At 64.2% G+C, this 15421-nt stretch carries 16 protein-coding genes; 7 read left to right on the top strand and 9 right to left on the bottom strand.

Annotation, left to right across the window (positions count from 1 at the left end):
- Nucleotides 1-22: 22 nt before the first annotated feature.
- Genes V6M87_RS12560 through fghA form a run of 3 tightly spaced genes read left to right on the top strand, consistent with a single transcriptional unit; the run spans nt 23 to nt 2047 of the window.
- Nucleotides 23-616: a chromate transporter gene (locus tag V6M87_RS12560; RefSeq protein WP_332876974.1), complete on the top strand. Its 594-nt coding sequence runs from the start codon at nt 23-25 to the stop codon at nt 614-616.
- Nucleotides 613-1194: a chromate transporter gene (locus V6M87_RS12555; RefSeq protein ID WP_332876973.1), complete on the top strand. Its 582-nt coding sequence runs from the start codon at nt 613-615 to the stop codon at nt 1192-1194. The genes V6M87_RS12560 and V6M87_RS12555 overlap by 4 nt, the downstream gene beginning before the upstream one ends.
- 16 nt (nt 1195-1210) lie before the next feature.
- On the top strand, nt 1211-2047 hold the full coding sequence (fghA, locus tag V6M87_RS12550) for an S-formylglutathione hydrolase (RefSeq protein ID WP_332876972.1): 837 nt from the start codon (nt 1211-1213) through the stop codon (nt 2045-2047).
- 291 nt (nt 2048-2338) lie between these two features.
- Here the strand turns inward: fghA and V6M87_RS12545 are convergent, their stop codons facing one another.
- The 4 genes from V6M87_RS12545 to V6M87_RS12530 form a co-directional block, all read right to left on the bottom strand.
- On the bottom strand, nt 2339-3106 hold the full coding sequence (locus tag V6M87_RS12545) for a hypothetical protein (protein ID WP_332876971.1): 768 nt from the start codon (nt 3104-3106) through the stop codon (nt 2339-2341).
- A 105-nt stretch (nt 3107-3211) separates the two neighbouring features.
- Nucleotides 3212-4207 carry a sensor histidine kinase gene (locus V6M87_RS12540; RefSeq protein WP_332876970.1) on the bottom strand — a complete coding sequence of 332 codons (996 nt, stop codon included), beginning with the start codon at nt 4205-4207 and terminating at the stop codon, nt 3212-3214.
- Between the two features lie 19 nt (nt 4208-4226).
- Nucleotides 4227-4940: a response regulator transcription factor gene (locus V6M87_RS12535; RefSeq protein ID WP_332876969.1), complete on the bottom strand. Its 714-nt coding sequence runs from the start codon at nt 4938-4940 to the stop codon at nt 4227-4229.
- A gap of 26 nt (nt 4941-4966) precedes the next feature.
- Nucleotides 4967-5485: a Spy/CpxP family protein refolding chaperone gene (locus V6M87_RS12530; protein ID WP_332876968.1), complete on the bottom strand. Its 519-nt coding sequence runs from the start codon at nt 5483-5485 to the stop codon at nt 4967-4969.
- 230 nt (nt 5486-5715) lie between these two features.
- Here V6M87_RS12530 and V6M87_RS12525 point away from each other — a divergent pair, with 230 nt between their 5' ends.
- Nucleotides 5716-6360 carry a DUF6928 family protein gene (locus V6M87_RS12525; RefSeq protein WP_332876967.1) on the top strand — a complete coding sequence of 215 codons (645 nt, stop codon included), beginning with the start codon at nt 5716-5718 and terminating at the stop codon, nt 6358-6360.
- A 69-nt stretch (nt 6361-6429) separates the two neighbouring features.
- Entirely contained in the window at nt 6430-6735 is a 306-nt protein-coding gene (locus tag V6M87_RS12520; protein ID WP_332876966.1) for a hypothetical protein, read from the top strand.
- Nucleotides 6736-7693: 958 nt separating this feature from the next.
- Here V6M87_RS12520 and V6M87_RS12515 read toward each other — a convergent pair.
- The 5 genes from V6M87_RS12515 to V6M87_RS12495 are packed head-to-tail and all read right to left on the bottom strand — an operon-like array spanning nt 7694 to nt 12803.
- Complete coding sequence (locus V6M87_RS12515; protein WP_332876965.1) at nt 7694-8029, bottom strand: hypothetical protein; 336 nt, start codon at nt 8027-8029, stop codon at nt 7694-7696.
- A 60-nt stretch (nt 8030-8089) separates the two neighbouring features.
- On the bottom strand, nt 8090-8482 hold the full coding sequence (locus V6M87_RS12510) for a RidA family protein (RefSeq protein ID WP_332876964.1): 393 nt from the start codon (nt 8480-8482) through the stop codon (nt 8090-8092).
- 17 nt (nt 8483-8499) lie between these two features.
- Nucleotides 8500-9672 (bottom strand): acyl-CoA dehydrogenase family protein, encoded by a 1173-nt coding sequence (locus V6M87_RS12505; RefSeq protein WP_332876963.1) that lies wholly within the window; start codon nt 9670-9672, stop codon nt 8500-8502.
- A complete protein-coding gene (locus tag V6M87_RS12500; RefSeq protein WP_332876962.1) occupies nt 9673-10476 on the bottom strand; it encodes an enoyl-CoA hydratase family protein in 804 nt (267 codons plus the stop codon).
- Nucleotides 10477-10502: 26 nt separating this feature from the next.
- Complete coding sequence (locus V6M87_RS12495) at nt 10503-12803, bottom strand: bifunctional salicylyl-CoA 5-hydroxylase/oxidoreductase (RefSeq protein ID WP_332876961.1); 2301 nt, start codon at nt 12801-12803, stop codon at nt 10503-10505.
- 121 nt (nt 12804-12924) lie between these two features.
- Here V6M87_RS12495 and V6M87_RS12490 point away from each other — a divergent pair, with 121 nt between their 5' ends.
- Both V6M87_RS12490 and V6M87_RS12485 read left to right on the top strand, forming a co-directional pair.
- A complete protein-coding gene (locus V6M87_RS12490) occupies nt 12925-13146 on the top strand; it encodes a hypothetical protein (protein WP_332876960.1) in 222 nt (73 codons plus the stop codon).
- Nucleotides 13143-15395, top strand: coding sequence for a hybrid sensor histidine kinase/response regulator (locus V6M87_RS12485; RefSeq protein WP_332876959.1), 2253 nt, complete (start codon nt 13143-13145; stop codon nt 15393-15395). The genes V6M87_RS12490 and V6M87_RS12485 overlap by 4 nt, the downstream gene beginning before the upstream one ends.
- Nucleotides 15396-15421: the final 26 nt, after the last annotated feature.

The following is a 15421-nucleotide window of genomic DNA, read 5'->3' as shown; positions in this document are numbered from 1 at the left end:
ACCCGGCGCACATAATGCGAGCATGAGCTCATTGCCGTTCGCACACCTCGCCCCGACGCCTGCCCCCTGCCGTCCCGCTTCGCTGCGCGACCTGTTTTTCGCTTTTACCTGGCTGGCGCTGCAGGGGTTTGGCGGCGTGCTGGTGGTCGTGCAGCGCGAGCTGGTCGAACGCAAACGCTGGCTGAGCCAAGAAGAATTTGTCGAAGACTGGGCCGTTGCACAGGTGCTGCCGGGGCCGAACGTGGTGAACCTGGCGCTGATGTTCGGCGGGCGCATGTTTGGTTTGCCCGGCGCCTTGACGGCGCTGGCTGGCTTGCTGGCCGCGCCGCTGGTCATCGTGCTCCTGCTGGCCATGCTGCATACGCGCTTCGCTGGCTACCCGGCAGTGGAAGGTGCGCTGCGTGGCATGGCGGCGGTATCGGCCGGCCTGATCGGCGCGGTGGGCCTGAAATTGGCGGTGGCGCTGGCCAATAATCCGGTGCCGCTGGCCTGGTCCGTGGCGATCGCCCTGACCGGCTTCATCCTGGTGGCCCTGCTCCATGTACCACTCTGGTATGTCATGGCTGGCCTGGGTGGCCTCGGCTGCGTACTGGCCTGGCGCCGGCTACGCGCATGACGGCGCCCCTGATCGTGCTGGCGTGGGACGACTGGCTCACGCTGTTTTCGCATTTCCTGTTGCTGTCGCTGATGTCGATTGGCGGCGCAATTTCGACGACATCGGAAATGCACCGTTTCCTGGTCGAGCAGCATCATTGGCTCACGCAGGCGCAATTTAACGATTCCATCGCCATCGCCCAGGCCGCACCGGGGCCGAACGTGCTGTTCGTGGCCCTGATGGGCTGGAACGTGGGCATGAACGCCGGCAGCCCGGCCGCCGCCGCGTTGGGGGTGGCCGTGACGATGTGCGGCATCCTGCTCCCTTCCACTTTTCTCACCTATTTCGCCTCGCAGTGGGGCCATCGCAACCGCCACCTGCGCGCCGTGCGTGCATTCAAGCAAGGCATGGCGCCGGTGGTGATCGCGCTGTTGATGGCCACCGCCTGGATCCTCGCCAGTGCGGGTGGCCACGGTCTGGCCGACTGGCGCTTGTGGCTGCTCTCGCTGGTCAGCGGCCTCGTCATCTGGCGCACCAGGCTGCACCTGTTATGGGTGCTGGGCGCCGGCGCGCTGCTGGGCGCCTTGCAACTACTTTAATTTTCCAGGACTTACTATGCCCGAACTGTTGAACGAACACCGCTGCTTCGGCGGCACCCAGCGTTTTTATCGTCACGATGCGCGCGCGATCGGTTTGCCGATGCGCTATTCGGTCTTCATCCCGCCCGTCAAAGCCGGCGTGACCTTGCCGGTGGTCTTTTTCCTGGCCGGCTTGACGTGCACCGAAGAAACCTTCATGGCCAAGGCCGGCGCGCAGCGCATCGCAGCCGAGGAAGGCATCATCCTGGTCACGCCCGACACCAGCCCGCGTGGCGCCAATGTGCCCGGTGAAGACGACGACTGGGATTTTGGTAGTGGCGCCGGCTTTTATGTGGACGCGACCGAGGCGCCGTGGGCCGAGCATTACCGCATGTACAGCTACATCCTCGAATTGCGCGAACTGGTGCTGGCGACGCTGCCGGCCGACCCGGCCCGCTGCGGCATCTTCGGCCACTCGATGGGCGGCCACGGTGCACTGGTGCTGGCACTGCGCAATCCGACGCTGTTCCGCTCGGTCTCAGCACTGGCGCCGATTGCCGCACCAATCCTGAGTCCATGGGGCAAAAAAGCCTTCAGCGGCTACCTTGGCGTCGACCAGGACCGCTGGCGCGCCTATGACGCCAGCGTGCTGATGGCGGCGTCGCAGCAGCCGTTTTCAGAGATCCTGATCGACCAAGGCGAGGCCGACAAATTCCTGGCCGAGCAGCTTTTCCCCGATGTGTTTGCGGCAGCCTGTGAGCGGGTCGGACAGCCGCTGGACTTGCGCCGACATGAAGGTTATGACCACGGCTACTATTTTATTTCGACCTTCGTGGCCGATCACCTGCGGTTTCATCGGCGGCAACTGGGTTAAGTGCCTATCCCGGTAGGTAGGAGGAAGCGGATGCCGATGCATGGCGAGTGTGGGCAAGGCGAGAGGAGGACGCATGGCTAGCCATGCTACGACGAGCAACGCAGTCCGCGCTCGTCAGGCGCGGCAGCAGCGACTCCGCACTACTGGGATAGGCACTAAGTGCTGGAATGGATCGTTCAACGGCCCAGAAGTTGATGTCGATTTATGACTGCCTGAGAGCCAGGCAAGACCTGGCCCGTACTGATGAGGTACGGGCTTAACCCCTGGCGCACCAGCCCGGTTTAGTTGTTCCTACATTTTTACACTGCCTGGGCCGGACGCGGTACGCTGCAAGAGCGCCTCCTCCAGGCGCGGCATTGTCTCTGGCGCTGTCATGCGCGCACCTTTTGCGCCAACCAACAGGCAGGCTGCGGCGCCGAGGTACCAAACTCCCTGCAGCAGCAAGACGCCAACGACCAGGGCCTGCGTCAGGTTCGCTCCGGCGACGACGATCGCCACGCCAGGAAGCGCCCCGGTCACCGCCCCGACCATCCCGATTCTGCGCGCCAGCCCCGGATCGCGCAGCAGCGCCAGTGACCACGCGACCGCAGCCAGCGACTGGCAAACCCACGCCACCAGCGCGATATCCGTCAGGGCGACGCCCGCCAGCGCCTGGATCAGCCAGTAACCGGTACGCACGGCCTCGGGCGACTTCGTGACGAACAGTGCCGCCGTATCGGTGCTGATGAAACCATCGATGATCGTGGCCACGAACATCAGCATGCTGCCGGCGCTGTAGGCAATCAGGCCAACGAGGACGGGCGCACGGCGCAGGCCCAGGCGTTGCGACAGCACGGTGAAGCCGAACGTCAGAGCGCCGATGCAAGCCATCGCCACGACATGATTGATCCGGTGTGACGCCCGTATGTTCACCATGCTCTGCAGGATCGACAGCGGGTCGCGTCCTTGTGCTGCGGTGTCGAGCGCCACGGCGGCAATCGACGCCAGCGCGCTGATGATGATGACAGAGGCGGCGCTACGGGCGGAGGTACCGGCAGCATTGTCGTGATGGGCGTTCATGCACACATCCTTTCAGTTGGTGGGCGCACGGCGGTTTGCGTGCAGCACCCAGCATGCGGCCCGGGCTTGTCGCTTCCATGAACGCGCGGTAAAGATCTGTAAAGTTCAGCGCGCGCGCGGCAGCGTCACGCGCAGGCAGCAGCCCGCCTCACCTGGCATGCATTGCACGTCGCCGCCGTGGTGGCACGCGATCTGGCGCACCAGACCAAGGCCGAGGCCGACGCCGCCGGCCGCTTCGCTTGCGCCGGTGATCCGGTAGAACGGCTCGAAAATGCGTTCTCGTTCGGCGTCGGCAATCCCGGGGCCGCCGTCGCACACGTCGAGCTGTAATCTGGCCTCCCCTGCCTCGGCGAGCCGCACGGCGACCGGTGAGCCGGCACCGTAACGGATGGCGTTTTCGAGCAGGTTGCGCACCATGCGGCGCAGGAGCTTGGCCTCGCCCCTGACCATGTGCATGCCCGCGTCGAGCGAGGCGCCTGCGCGCGCGCATTCCTCGGCGAGGATGCCGGTAAGGTCGACCTCGTCAAGGCATGGCATCGCGGCGCCGACCGCGTCAAGGCGACTGGCAAGGAGTATCTCGTCGATCAGCTGGTCGAGTTCGGCGACATTGCGGCGCAGTTCGGCGCGCATCGATGGCGTGGCCGATCCTTCCATTAACTCGGCCGCCATGCGGATGCGCGCGAGCGGCGAACGCAATTCATGGGAAGCGTTCGCCAGCAGCGATTTCTGCGCGGTGATCAGCGCTTCGATGCGTGCGGCCGAATGGTTGAAGCTGGCCGCCAGGCGCGCCACTTCGTCCTCGCCTTCGACGGCCACGCGCAGCGCGAGCTGTCCATCCCCCCATGCGTCGACGCTGCGTTGAAGCCGTTCGAGGCGGCCGGTCAGCCGCCGCACGACAGGATAGGCACCGGCTGCGACGACCAGCGCGATCACGACCAGCAGCACGGTGAATCGCATCGCATGCATGTGTGCGCCGGTGATCGCCACGCGCGTACCCGACGGATCGAAGCGCAGGTGCGCAATACCGAACAGGACTGCGGCCGACAGCAAACTGGCCAGCAAGGCCAGGTAAAAGCGCAGGTACAAGCGCTTCCCAAGCATGCCTGACCAGCGCGCGCCATCACGCATCGTGTACCTTGGCGAAGACGTAGCCGGCCCCGCGCACGGTGATGATGCGGCGCGGCTGCTTCACGTCGTCCTCGATGGCGACGCGCAGGCGGCCAATGTGGACGTCGATCGAGCGGTCGAACGGATCGAAGGTGTCGCCCTTGACCGCATCGAGGAGCTGCTCGCGCGACAGCACGCGCCCGGCACGCTCGGCCAGCGTGACCAGCAAATCGAACTGGTAGGCGGTCAGCGCGCGTGGTTCACCGTCCAGGCACACGCTGCGCGCCCCCAAGTCGATGTCGAGGCGGCCGAACCGCAGCACTGTGGACGCCGGTTCTGGCGCCAGCGACGGGCGCCGCAACACGGCGCGCAGCCGCGCCAACAGTTCGCGCGGCTCGAACGGTTTGGGAAGGTAATCGTCTGCCCCGATCTCAAGGCCGACGACGCGCTCGAACGGGTCGCCTTTGGCGGTCAGCATGACGATCGGGATCGCGCACAGCGGCGCGGCGAGCGTGCGGATGCGACGGCAGACGTCAAGGCCATCCATGTCCGGCAACATCAGGTCCAGCAGGACCAGCTTGAAGACGTCCCGCTCCCGCTGCAGCATGGCGATCCCCGCGTGCGCCGTTGCGGCGTGCGCCACCTCGAAGCCCTGCGGCGCGAGGTAAGTCGCGACCATGCTTGCCAAGCGCTCGTCGTCTTCAATCATCAGGACATGCTGGACCATAAGACATCCTACCTCACTGCCTCGGCTCAGTGCATTCGATGTTTCAGATGTTCGGCGAAGGCTACCCTCTGCTCCGGCGTGAGCACCTCGGCGACATCCTCCAGCGCCGCCAACAGGCGGCGGCTGATGACATCCGCCTGCTGCATCTGCGTGGCGCGCAGCTGTTCCAGTGCGGCGCGGTCGATCACCGGCGCCATCAGCAAGGTATGCCCCTGGGCGTGCGCGCGGCGCAATTGCGCATGCGCCGGACGCAAGTCGGCCATGGCCGCCTTCGCAATCTCGGCCACCCGCGCTTTCTGGTCAGGGCTGGCGCCGGCGGGGAGGTGCTCAACCATCTTGTCGATATGCGACGCCATCGCCGCCGGGTCCATCGCCATGTGCCCTGCGTGGCCTGCATGGCTGAGCAGGCCTGCGCCGACGCCGGCGAAACTGGCGCCCGCGGCACTGACCGCCAAGGCGAGCGCAGCAGCGATGAGCCAGCGCCGTCCGGAACCAGGCGCGGGCGAAGCAGCGTGGCCGGTTTGCTTGTCGTTGTGAACGTTCATCTTTAACCTCATGTAAGTGGAATAGGTCCACAGTAAGGCGCCCGTGTGGCCGGAATATGTGTGGCAAGTAAAGATTTGTAAAGCAGATTCGTAAAGCATGGTCGTGTCGCTCGATACCAGGAATTCGTGACACTCGGTGAGATTTTTCGCCTTGGCAAGATGCTATGCTGGCCCGACCTGTTGAAATTGGGCCACAACAGGTCGTTCGATTGACGACACACGAGGGAGAAATGGGAGCAAAAACTTGGATGCTGGTGTACAGCAAAGGGGACATAAAGAAGATATTAGCCGGCGTTCCCGAGCTTGACCGGGACGCCACCACTGCCATGGTCAGGCAGCTTTTCCCGTCCGAGAAGCTGCAGCTCCTGGAAGACGGCGACTTGTCTTTGACGTGTCCGCCTGATGATGAGATCGTAGTCGGCTGTTATCCAGACCTTGTCATCGTGGCAGCGAAAGAATTCGGAATTGACTACCCATCAAAGCTCCCGTCCAATTTCATCAACGCTTTCTCTGATGGCGTTCTGTATCTTCACGCAATGCACAGCGTCGTGGATTGGTTCGGGTTTGGTGTGTGGACAAACGGGACACTTCAAAGGTCTCTGAGTCTTTCGCCCGACAGCGGAGTTTTGGAAGACATCGGTACCAGGCATGCCTTCGAGTCACCCTATTGGGCAGGCAGCCATCCGGCAATCGATCCAGGCGACGACGACATCGAATATCCGTTTGCTTTTCATCCCTTGGAGCTGGGCGAAGCCGCTCTGCAAGCGTTTTTCGGATACCAGCTGGAAGGAGCGTTCGATCCCTCGCAAATCGAACTTGAGCGTATACACCTCATGCTTTTCAAGCGAAAAAAGGTCTGGTGGAAATTTAGCTAGGCAAAAAATCTAAGAAAACACCGCCGAGGCCCACTTAGGGGGGATAATTTAACATTAAACTATCTTGCAATGCTCAATGCCCTTGACGTTCTTTGTGAGTATGTTTTGAAGGTCAATACGTGGATAGATTCGGACGCCAGAAGTCAAAATGCGGAGAAACTTGTCGTTACGATAATCAAAGCGCCGATTTTTAATATTGAAGAAATAATGAAAAAAATTTCAGAAACGGGGTACACAGCACAAAGCCGTTTCTCAACAAGGTTCAATGCTCATTTTTCCGGTTTGTATTTTTTGGATGCTTCTACGGAAATTGAGCAAGTGACCTTGGATAAATATTATGAGCTACAGAGAAATTTCTTAAACGAGCAAAAATAAGACGAATACCTAGCTGGAAATATCTATTCTGACGCTGTCTGGATATGGCTCATACACTCCGCCACTTCAGTTGCGCAGTAGGCTTTTCGTATTTTCTTTCAACTATTCGCAACCCTTTAAAAACGTAAATTATTTGCTCGATGGAACGCTTATTGTTTGGCAGCTCATTCTCGAAGTTTTTGGCCTTTTTCGGGCAGCGGAATCAGGTTCGCTTGCGAGCGATAAACAATGAAGTTCTGCACTTTGACAATTCGGCTTCGGCCTCTTCAACGTCTGCTTCGGTTCCACTCCGGCCCGTCGCGCCTGTATGCAAGTTTTCGTGTTATCAGCATGCTATGCTGGCCTGAACTGCCGAATTCGGCGAGAAGTGAACCTGACGGAATCGATAAAATGACAAATAGCTCGGCAAGCCGACGTCACCACGCGACACGTATTGCGATCAGTGCTCTTGCGGCTCTTACTGTTGTGCTGTGGGGCGCGGCTGTCGCATTTCCTCTGAGCGGGATCCCCTTAGTCTCCGCCGGGGGACTCGCTGCTTCGGCTGCGCTCATGTGCGCTGTCATTGTCAGCTATCGTGAAGAGGACGTGGTTTTTATAAGGGGCATAGGGGGTGGATTTGTTTACAAAAAAAATTCAAAGATCAGGTTTTTGGTTCAGTACTTTCTTGTTGGGGTAATCGTTTTTGGATTTTTTCTAATGTGCGCATTCCGAGTCTTTTCCGAACTAGTAAAGTGAATCGTGGGAGTATGTTGGATCTCGAAATTAGGTTCTCTAAAGTCATCAATAGGCCCATAGACATGTCCGCTTCGGGTCGAGAATTTCCGTACACTGAACGGCCGAGATCGGCCAAAACCGGCCAGTTAAAGTCAAACCAATCAAATATAAACCGGGGTCAGCTCTGCGGTTCCCCCTGCGCCGCATGTCGATTGACGCAGCAGCAGCAGCACCGGCGCTTCTCTCAGGCCGCCCCGCCCGTCACCGGCGCACCGGGGTCGCTGACCCCATAGCGCGCCATCAGCGCAATCGCGTACTGCGAATGCGTCGGCGAACCCGGCGCAATCATCAGCATGCAGTTGCCACGGTGAGCGACCGTGCCGAAGGTGGACGCATAATCGCTGCCCGGCGTGGCGTGGCAGGCATCGCCGACCGTGAAATTGCCCTGGACCGGGCCAGCTTCATCGTCGCTGACGCGCAGCTCGACCGCGTCGGTGCCGAAGCCGTACTGGATCAGTTCGCCACGGGCTTTCTGGGCCATGTCGAAGTCGTCAAATACATAAATCAGTGCTGGTTCCATCGCGTGCTTTCTAGCGTTTCCGTTAATTTAAAGGTAACAGAAAGCGCGCAATCACGGCGTTCAATCGGGGATCATGGCCGTCGCTTCGATCTCGACCCGCGCGCGCGCCTCCATCAAGCCCGCCACCTGCAGCGCGCTCATGGCCGGGTAATGGCGACCCATCACGGCCCGATACGCCACGCCCAGCGCTTTGCCCGCGGCCAGGTATTCGGCACGGTCGACCACGTACCAGGTCAGGCGCACGATGTGTTCCGGTCCGGCGCCTCCCTCGGCCAGCACGGCCACGATATTGAGCAGCGCCTGGTGCGCCTGGTCGGTGAAATCGTCGCTGTAGAACTGGCAGTCGGCATCCCAGCCCACCATGCCGCTGATGTGCAGGGTGCGCCCGCGCGCGGCCACGCCGTTCGAGTAGCCCTTGGCGCGCGGCCAGCCGGCCGGATGCAAAAAATCCATGAAGTTTCCAGGTAAGTTTAAGGGTTGTCCGCGCGCGCCGCGGCCAGCAGCGCGCGCGCGATGATCAGTTGCTGCACTTCGCTGGCGCCCTCGTAAATGCGCAGCGCCCGGATCTCGCGGTAAAGTTTTTCCAGCGGCGCCCCGCTGACCACGCCCTGCGCGCCGAACAACTGCAGCGCCGCGTCGATCACCTGCTGGGCGGTTTCGGTCGCGTGCAGCTTGGCCATCGCCGCTTCGCGCGTGGTGCGCGGCCCAGACGTGTCGCGCTGCCACGCGGCGCGGTACGTCAACAGCGCCGCCGCATCGATCCCGGTCGCCATCTGCGCCAATGCTGCCTGGGTCAGCTGGAAGTCGGCGAGCTGCTGCCCGAACAGCGTCCGTTGCAAGGCATGCTGCACGGCGCATTCCAGCGCCCGCCGTGCAAAGCCGAGCGCAGCCGCGGCGACCGAGGTACGAAACACATCCAGCGTCGCCATCGCTATTTTAAAGCCTTCACCCGCTGCGCCGATGCGCGCGCTGGCCGGGATGCGGCAACGGTCAAAAACCAGGCGCGCCATCGGGTGCGGCGCCATCAGCAGAATGCGCTCGGCGATGACTAGGCCGGGCGTGTCGGCGTCGACGATGAATGCGGAGATACCGCGGCTGCCGGGGGCCTCGCCGGTGCGCGCGAAAACCACATAGAAGTCGGCGATGCCGCCGTTCGAAATCCAGGTTTTTTCGCCATCAAGTACGTAGGTTTCGCCCGCCAAGGTGGCGGCGCACTGCAGCGCCGCCACGTCGGAACCAGCGCCTGGCTCGGACAGGGCGAAGGCCGCGATCGCACTGCCCTGCGCCACCGCCGGCAGATATCGCTCCCGCTGCGCCGCAGTGCCGAATAGCGCGATGGCGCCGCTGCCGAGGCCCTGCATGGCAAACGCGAAATCGGCCAGCCCCGCATGGCGCGCCAGCGTTTCGCGCACCAGGCAAATGGCGCGCGTGTCGATGACGTCGAACGCGCCGCCATACGCGCTGCCGCCGACGGCGTAGCGCAGCCAGCCCGCGGCGCCCAGTTGCGCGACCAGTGCGCGGCAGGCGAGATCGACGTCCGGGCCATGCTCGTCGTGCAGGTTCGCGCGCGCCCAGGTATCGAGCGCGCGCACCAGTTCGCCGTGGCGGCCATCGAAAAACGGCCAGTCGAGATGGTCGGCCATCTAGTTTCCTTCGAAATGCGGCTGTTCGCGCGCCATGAAGGCGCGGTAGGCGCGCTGGAAATCGTTGGTCGTCATGCAGATGGCCTGCGCCTGCGCTTCGGCGTCGATGGCTTCATCGACACCCATATTCCATTCCTGCTGCAGCATTTTTTTGGTCATGCCATGCGCGAACGTGGGGCCGGCCGCCAGTGTCGCGGCCAGCAGCAGCGCGTCGTCCAGCACCGTCTCGGGTTCGCACAGGCGATTCACAAACCCCCAGCGCTCGGCTTCCACGCCGTGCATGCTGCGGCCGGTGTACAGCAGCTCGGCCGCGCGGCCCTGGCCAATCACGCGCGGCAGCAGCGCGCATGCGCCCATGTCGCAACCGGCCAGACCCACGCGCGTGAACAGGAAGGCGGTCTTGCTGCGCGCGGTGGCGTAGCGGATGTCGGACGCCAGCGCCAGCATCGCGCCGGCGCCGGCGCACACGCCGTCAATCGCCGCGATGATCGGCTGCGGGCAGGCGCGCATGGCTTTCACGACGTCGCCCGTCATGCGCGTAAAGGCCAGCAGGCCCGGCATGTCGCGCTCGGTGAGCGGGCCAATGATGTCGACGACGTCGCCGCCGGAACAAAAATTGGCGCCGGCGCCGGTGATGACCACCACCTTCACATCCTGGGCCAGGGCAAGCGCGCGAAACAGGTCGCGCAGCTCGGCGTAGGAATCGAAGGTCAGCGGATTTTTACGCTCCGGCCGCATCAACGTCAGCGTCGCCACAAAGCCGTCGACATGGAAGCCGACATGCTGCGCGCGGTAGTGTGCCATCAAGTGCTCCATCGGTTCTCCTCCAGTCAGGTGCGCTCGCGCGCGAACTTGCGTTCGAGCTGCAGTTTGGCCGGCAAGTACTGCACCGGCCAGGGCTGCGCGTGATAGCCCAATTTTGCCGCTTCCATCAGCGTCCATGCCGGATTGGCCAGGTGTGGGCGCGCGACCGCGCACAGGTCGGCGCGCCCGGCGGCGATGATGCTGCTGGCCTGGTCGCCATCTTCGATCGCGCCCACCGCAATGGTGGCAATGCCCGCTTCATTGCGGATACGGTCGGCAAACGGCGCCTGGTACATGCGCCCGTACACCGGTTGCTCGCGTTTACTGACCTGGCCGGACGAACAATCAATCATGTCCGCACCTGCGTCCCGGAACAGGCGCGCGACCTGCACCGCGTCATCGGGCGTGATGCCGCCCTCGACCCAGTCATGCGCGGACAGGCGCACACTGATCGGTTTATCGGCCGGCCAGGCTGCGCGCACCGCCGCGAACACGGCCAGCGGATAGCGGCAGCGCGCCGCTAGGCTGCCGCCGTAGTCATCGTCGCGCTGGTTGGTCAGCGGCGAAATAAAACTCGACAGCAGGTAGCCATGCGCGCAATGCAGTTCCAGCCAGTCGAAGCCGGCGGCGTGCGCGGCCCGGGTGGCGGCGACGAAATCGGCCAGGATGCGCGCAAGGTCGGCGTGGCTGGCCGCGCGCGCGATCTGCGAAGTGCCGGCCAGGTATTGCTGGTTTGACGCAGACACCAGCGCCCAGTTCCCGTCGGCCAGCGGCTGGTCGATGCCTTCCCAGCCGCGCCGGGTCGATCCCTTGGCCCCGGCGTGGCCGAGCTGCACGCCGATCAGCGCATCGGTCGACCCGTGCACGAAGTCGACCACGCGGCGCCACGCCGCCGTCTGTTCGGTGCTGTACAGCCCCGGGCAGCCGGGTGTGATGCGGGCGTCGGCCGACACGCACGTCATCTCGGCCATCACCAGCGCCGCGCCGCCCATCGCGCGCGCGCCCAGGTGGACCAGGTGGTAGTCGCCAACGACGCCGTCCACGGCGCTGTATTGGGCCATGGGCGAGACCACGATGCGGTTTTTCAGCAGCGCCCCACGCACGCGCAGTGGCAGGAACATCGGTGCCACCGGCGCGCCGGGCAGCGCCAGGCCGGCGTCGGCAAACGCGCGTGCGGCCAACCAGCGTTCGTAGGCCGCGACATACGCCGGGTCGCGCAGGCGCAGGTTTTCGTGCGACAGGCGCTGGCTGCGCGTGAGCAGGGAATAGGCAAACTGCTCGGCTTCCATTGCGCTGTAGCGCTGCACGTTCTCGAACCACTCCATCGAATTTCTGGCCGCGCTTTGCAGGCGCGCCACCTCGACCGCCCGCTCGCCCTGCCATGCGTCCAGCGCCGCGCTGAGCGGCTGGCGGCCCGCCTCGCCGCCCAGCGCATGCGCCAGGTCGATGGCGTCTTCCAGCGCCAGCTTGGTGCCCGAGCCGATCGAAAAATGCGCGCTGTGCGCCGCGTCGCCGATCAGCACCACCGGGACGGCCTTGGCGCCGTCGGTGTCCCAGTGCACCCAGTTGCGGCACGCGACGCGGGGAAAGCCCGTCCACAAGGGCGCGCCGGCCTGGTGCAGCAACCTGTGGCCGTCCAGATGACGCGCAAAGAGCCGCTCGCAAAACGCCAGGGTTTCCAGCGCGTCCATGCGGTCCAGGCCTGCGGCCAGCCAGACCGCCTGCGCCACCTCGACAATGAAGGTCGACATGGCGCCGTCATATTGATAGGCGTGGGCCTGGAACCAGCCGTATGGCGTCTCCTCGAACAAAAAGGTAAATGCGGCGAACGGGCGCGTGGTGCCGAGCCACACGAAACGGCAATCGCGCTCCTCGGTAGTCGGCATGAAGGTTGCGGCGTAGCGCGACCGGATGCGGCTGTGGATGCCATCGGCGGCAATTACCAGGTCGGCCGGCTGGTCGGGGGCCTCGCTCGCGTCGACGCCGAAGCGCAGCTGCACCCCCACCTCGATGGCGCGCTGCTGCAGGATATGCAGCAGGCGCTGGCGCCCGATGCCGCTGAAACCATGGCCACCGGAGCGCACGCGCTGCCCCTTGAAGTGAATATCAATCGCGTCCCAGTGCTTGAAAGCCGCCTCGATCGCGCGCGCGCTGGGGCCGTCGGCCAGCGCGAGACGCCCCAGCGTCTGGTCGGAGAACACCACGCCCCAGCCATTGGCGGCATCGGCAGCGTTGCGCTCGACGACCGTCACGTCATGCCCACCTTGTTGCAGCAGCAGCGCGGCATACAGGCCGGCCGGGCCGCCTCCCACGCAGACGATTTTCATCGCGTCTCCTGTTTGTCCGCTGCCATCTTACAACGACCGAAACTTGAAACGTGAAGCATTTATACAGATGGGCCCCGCGGCCGTACCGCTGCCCCCTGTAATTTAGTACAATCGGGAAACTTTGAGCCTGCCTTCCCCTACCCCGATGAAGATTTCCAAGCGCATCGCCTTCGCTGGTCTGCCCCCCCACGCCGCCCGGCACGGCCGGATGCAAGCGCGGCGTGCGGCGGGCGTTGCGGGATTCATCCGCCTCGGTTACATTTCAGACAATGCTGCCACGTTGGTGGATGGCATCGGGAAAATTCTGGCGTTCGGCGATACGCCTGCGCGGGGGCTGCAATGAAGTTTACCTTGACCGGACGCTTGAATGGCCTGCGCAGCCGCCTGATGCTGCTGGTCGCGCTGGCGATCACGCCGATCGCCGTCATGACATTGCTGTCCGGGATCCGCGAGCGCGAACAAGCGGTCCACGAATCGGAGCAAAACCTGCGTCGCCTCACCGGCCTGGCCGCCGCCAACGAAGCGCAGTCGATCGACGGCGCGCGCCAGATCCTGGTCGACCTGTCGACCGTCCCGGACTTGTTGTCCACGCCCGAAAAATGCAGCCAGCTGCTGGCCGACGTCCTCGACCGCAATGAAGGCTTCGTCAATTTTGGCCTGGCCCAGCTCAATGGCGATGTCACGTGCAGCGCCGTGCCGATGCTGCACCCGGTCAACGTGGGCGACCGCGCGCATTTCAAGCGCGCGGTGCTGGAACGCCGCTTCATCGCCGGCGACTATATTTTTGGCCGCGTCATCAAGCGCCACACCATCAATCTGACCTACCCGGTAATCGACCGCGCCGGCCAGGTCACGGCGGTGGTGTTCGCGGCGATGGACCTGGCGGGCCTGGACACCTTCATCAACGACATCACGCTGCCGGCCGGCTCGGTGCTGGCCACGGCCGACGCGCGCGGCAACATCATTGCGCGCCGTCCCGATCCGGAGCGCTGGTTCGGCACGCGCCTGACCGGCCCCCTCGGGGAGGCCATGAAACGCATGGACGGCGGCGCCCGCCGTATCGTGGGCGACGACGGCATCGAGCGCTTGCACGCGTTCGCGCGGGTCGGCACGCCGTCGCTGTCCGACTACGCCATCACCATCGGCATTCCGCTGGCCGACATCCTGGCCGCGGCGCGCCACGACCAGATGACGTCGTTACTGGGTCTGGTTGCGACCACCCTGCTGGCGCTGCTGGCGGCCTGGCTGGTGGGCGATGTGCTGATCGTGCAGCGCGTGCGCAAGCTCACCAGCACGGCCGAGAACATCGCAGCCGGCAAGCTCGAAGCGCGCTCGGGGATTGGCTACGGCAGCGAGGAAATCGGCAGCCTGGCGCGCGCGCTCGACGAGATGGCGGCCACGCTGCAAAAAAAGGAAAGCGCGCGCAGCCTGGCCGAACGCGAACTGCGCGCAGCCGACCAGCGCAAGGACGAATTTCTCGCCATGCTGGCGCACGAGCTGCGCAACCCGCTCGCGCCGATCAGCACCGGCGCGCACCTGCTCAAATTGCTCCACTCCGATAACGCCCAGATCAGCCAGACCTGCGCCATCATCGCGCGCCAGGTGGACCACATGACCAGCCTGGTCGACGACCTGCTCGACGTGTCGCGCGTCACGCGCGGCCTGGTATCGCTCTCCTCGCAAGTGCTGGACCTGCGCTCGGTTGTCGACGACGCCGCCGAGCAAATCCGCCCGCTCATCACTGCACGCCGGCACCGCGTGGTCATCGACGTGCCGCCCGAGCCGGCGCCGGTGTCGGGCGACCACAAGCGCCTGGTGCAGGTGGTCGCCAACCTGCTCGGCAATGCCACCAAGTACACGCCCGAGGGCGGGCGCATCAACCTGCGCCTGGTGGCCGACGGCGCGGCCTATCTGCTGACCATCAGCGACGACGGCATCGGTATGGATGCGCAACTGGTCAAGCGTGTGTTCGACCTGTTCACGCAGGCCGAACGCACGCCCGACCGCTCACAGGGTGGCCTGGGGCTCGGTCTGGCGCTGGCCAAGAGCCTGGTCGAGCTGCACGGCGGGTCGGTCAATGCGCACAGCGATGGCCTCGGCCACGGCAGTACCTTCTCGGTGCGCCTGCCGCGCCATAGCCAAACCCTGAACGGCGCGCCGCCGCCCGGCGCCAGCGAGCAGGCCGCGCGCAGGTTCAGCCACAGCGCGACGCCGCTGCGCATCCTGGTGGTCGACGACAATGTCGATGCGGTGCACACGCTGCAGCTGTTCCTCAAGGCAGCCGGGCACAACGTCGAAATCGCCTACTGTGCGGGCGACGCGCTGGCACTGGCGGCAGTGTTCAAGCCCGATGCCTGCCTGCTCGACATCGGCCTGCCCGACTTCGACGGCAACGAACTGGCGCGGCGCCTGCGCCTGCTGCCGGAAACGGCCAGCGCCACGCTGGTGGCGATGACCGGCTACGGCCGTCAGCAGGACCGCGACATCGCCAGCGCGGCCGGGTTCGACCATTACCTGGTCAAGCCGGTCAGCACCACCCAGCTGTCGGCGGTATTGGCCGAGGCGAAGGCGCGCCCGGCGACGTCGAGCTGAGCCGGGCGGGCGTTTTCCTGACGGAT

Source organism: Massilia sp. S19_KUP03_FR1, from assembly GCF_036688685.1.
Classification (GTDB): domain Bacteria; phylum Pseudomonadota; class Gammaproteobacteria; order Burkholderiales; family Burkholderiaceae_D; genus JALYUM01.
The sequence above is the reverse complement of the archived record's forward strand: the minus strand, read 5'-3'. Positions and strand labels throughout refer to the sequence as shown.

What these genes read in the sequence shown, in the direction of transcription:
- V6M87_RS12530 (WP_332876968.1), bottom strand. Translation starts at nt 5,485, where the DNA reads ATGAACGTTCACAACGACAAGCAAACCGGCCACGCTGCTTCGCCCGCG.
- V6M87_RS12515 (WP_332876965.1), bottom strand. Translation starts at nt 8,029, where the DNA reads ATGGAACCAGCACTGATTTATGTATTTGACGACTTCGACATGGCCCAG.
- V6M87_RS12520 (WP_332876966.1), top strand. Translation starts at nt 6,430, where the DNA reads ATGCTCAATGCCCTTGACGTTCTTTGTGAGTATGTTTTGAAGGTCAAT.
- V6M87_RS12510 (WP_332876964.1), bottom strand. Translation starts at nt 8,482, where the DNA reads ATGGATTTTTTGCATCCGGCCGGCTGGCCGCGCGCCAAGGGCTACTCG.
- fghA (WP_332876972.1), top strand. Translation starts at nt 1,211, where the DNA reads ATGCCCGAACTGTTGAACGAACACCGCTGCTTCGGCGGCACCCAGCGT.
- V6M87_RS12545 (WP_332876971.1), bottom strand. Translation starts at nt 3,106, where the DNA reads ATGAACGCCCATCACGACAATGCTGCCGGTACCTCCGCCCGTAGCGCC.
- V6M87_RS12505 (WP_332876963.1), bottom strand. Translation starts at nt 9,672, where the DNA reads ATGGCCGACCATCTCGACTGGCCGTTTTTCGATGGCCGCCACGGCGAA.
- V6M87_RS12535 (WP_332876969.1), bottom strand. Translation starts at nt 4,940, where the DNA reads ATGGTCCAGCATGTCCTGATGATTGAAGACGACGAGCGCTTGGCAAGC.
- V6M87_RS12495 (WP_332876961.1), bottom strand. Translation starts at nt 12,803, where the DNA reads ATGAAAATCGTCTGCGTGGGAGGCGGCCCGGCCGGCCTGTATGCCGCG.
- V6M87_RS12525 (WP_332876967.1), top strand. Translation starts at nt 5,716, where the DNA reads ATGGGAGCAAAAACTTGGATGCTGGTGTACAGCAAAGGGGACATAAAG.
- V6M87_RS12540 (WP_332876970.1), bottom strand. Translation starts at nt 4,207, where the DNA reads ATGCTTGGGAAGCGCTTGTACCTGCGCTTTTACCTGGCCTTGCTGGCC.
- V6M87_RS12485 (WP_332876959.1), top strand. Translation starts at nt 13,143, where the DNA reads ATGAAGTTTACCTTGACCGGACGCTTGAATGGCCTGCGCAGCCGCCTG.
- V6M87_RS12555 (WP_332876973.1), top strand. Translation starts at nt 613, where the DNA reads ATGACGGCGCCCCTGATCGTGCTGGCGTGGGACGACTGGCTCACGCTG.
- V6M87_RS12500 (WP_332876962.1), bottom strand. Translation starts at nt 10,476, where the DNA reads ATGGCACACTACCGCGCGCAGCATGTCGGCTTCCATGTCGACGGCTTT.
- V6M87_RS12560 (WP_332876974.1), top strand. Translation starts at nt 23, where the DNA reads ATGAGCTCATTGCCGTTCGCACACCTCGCCCCGACGCCTGCCCCCTGC.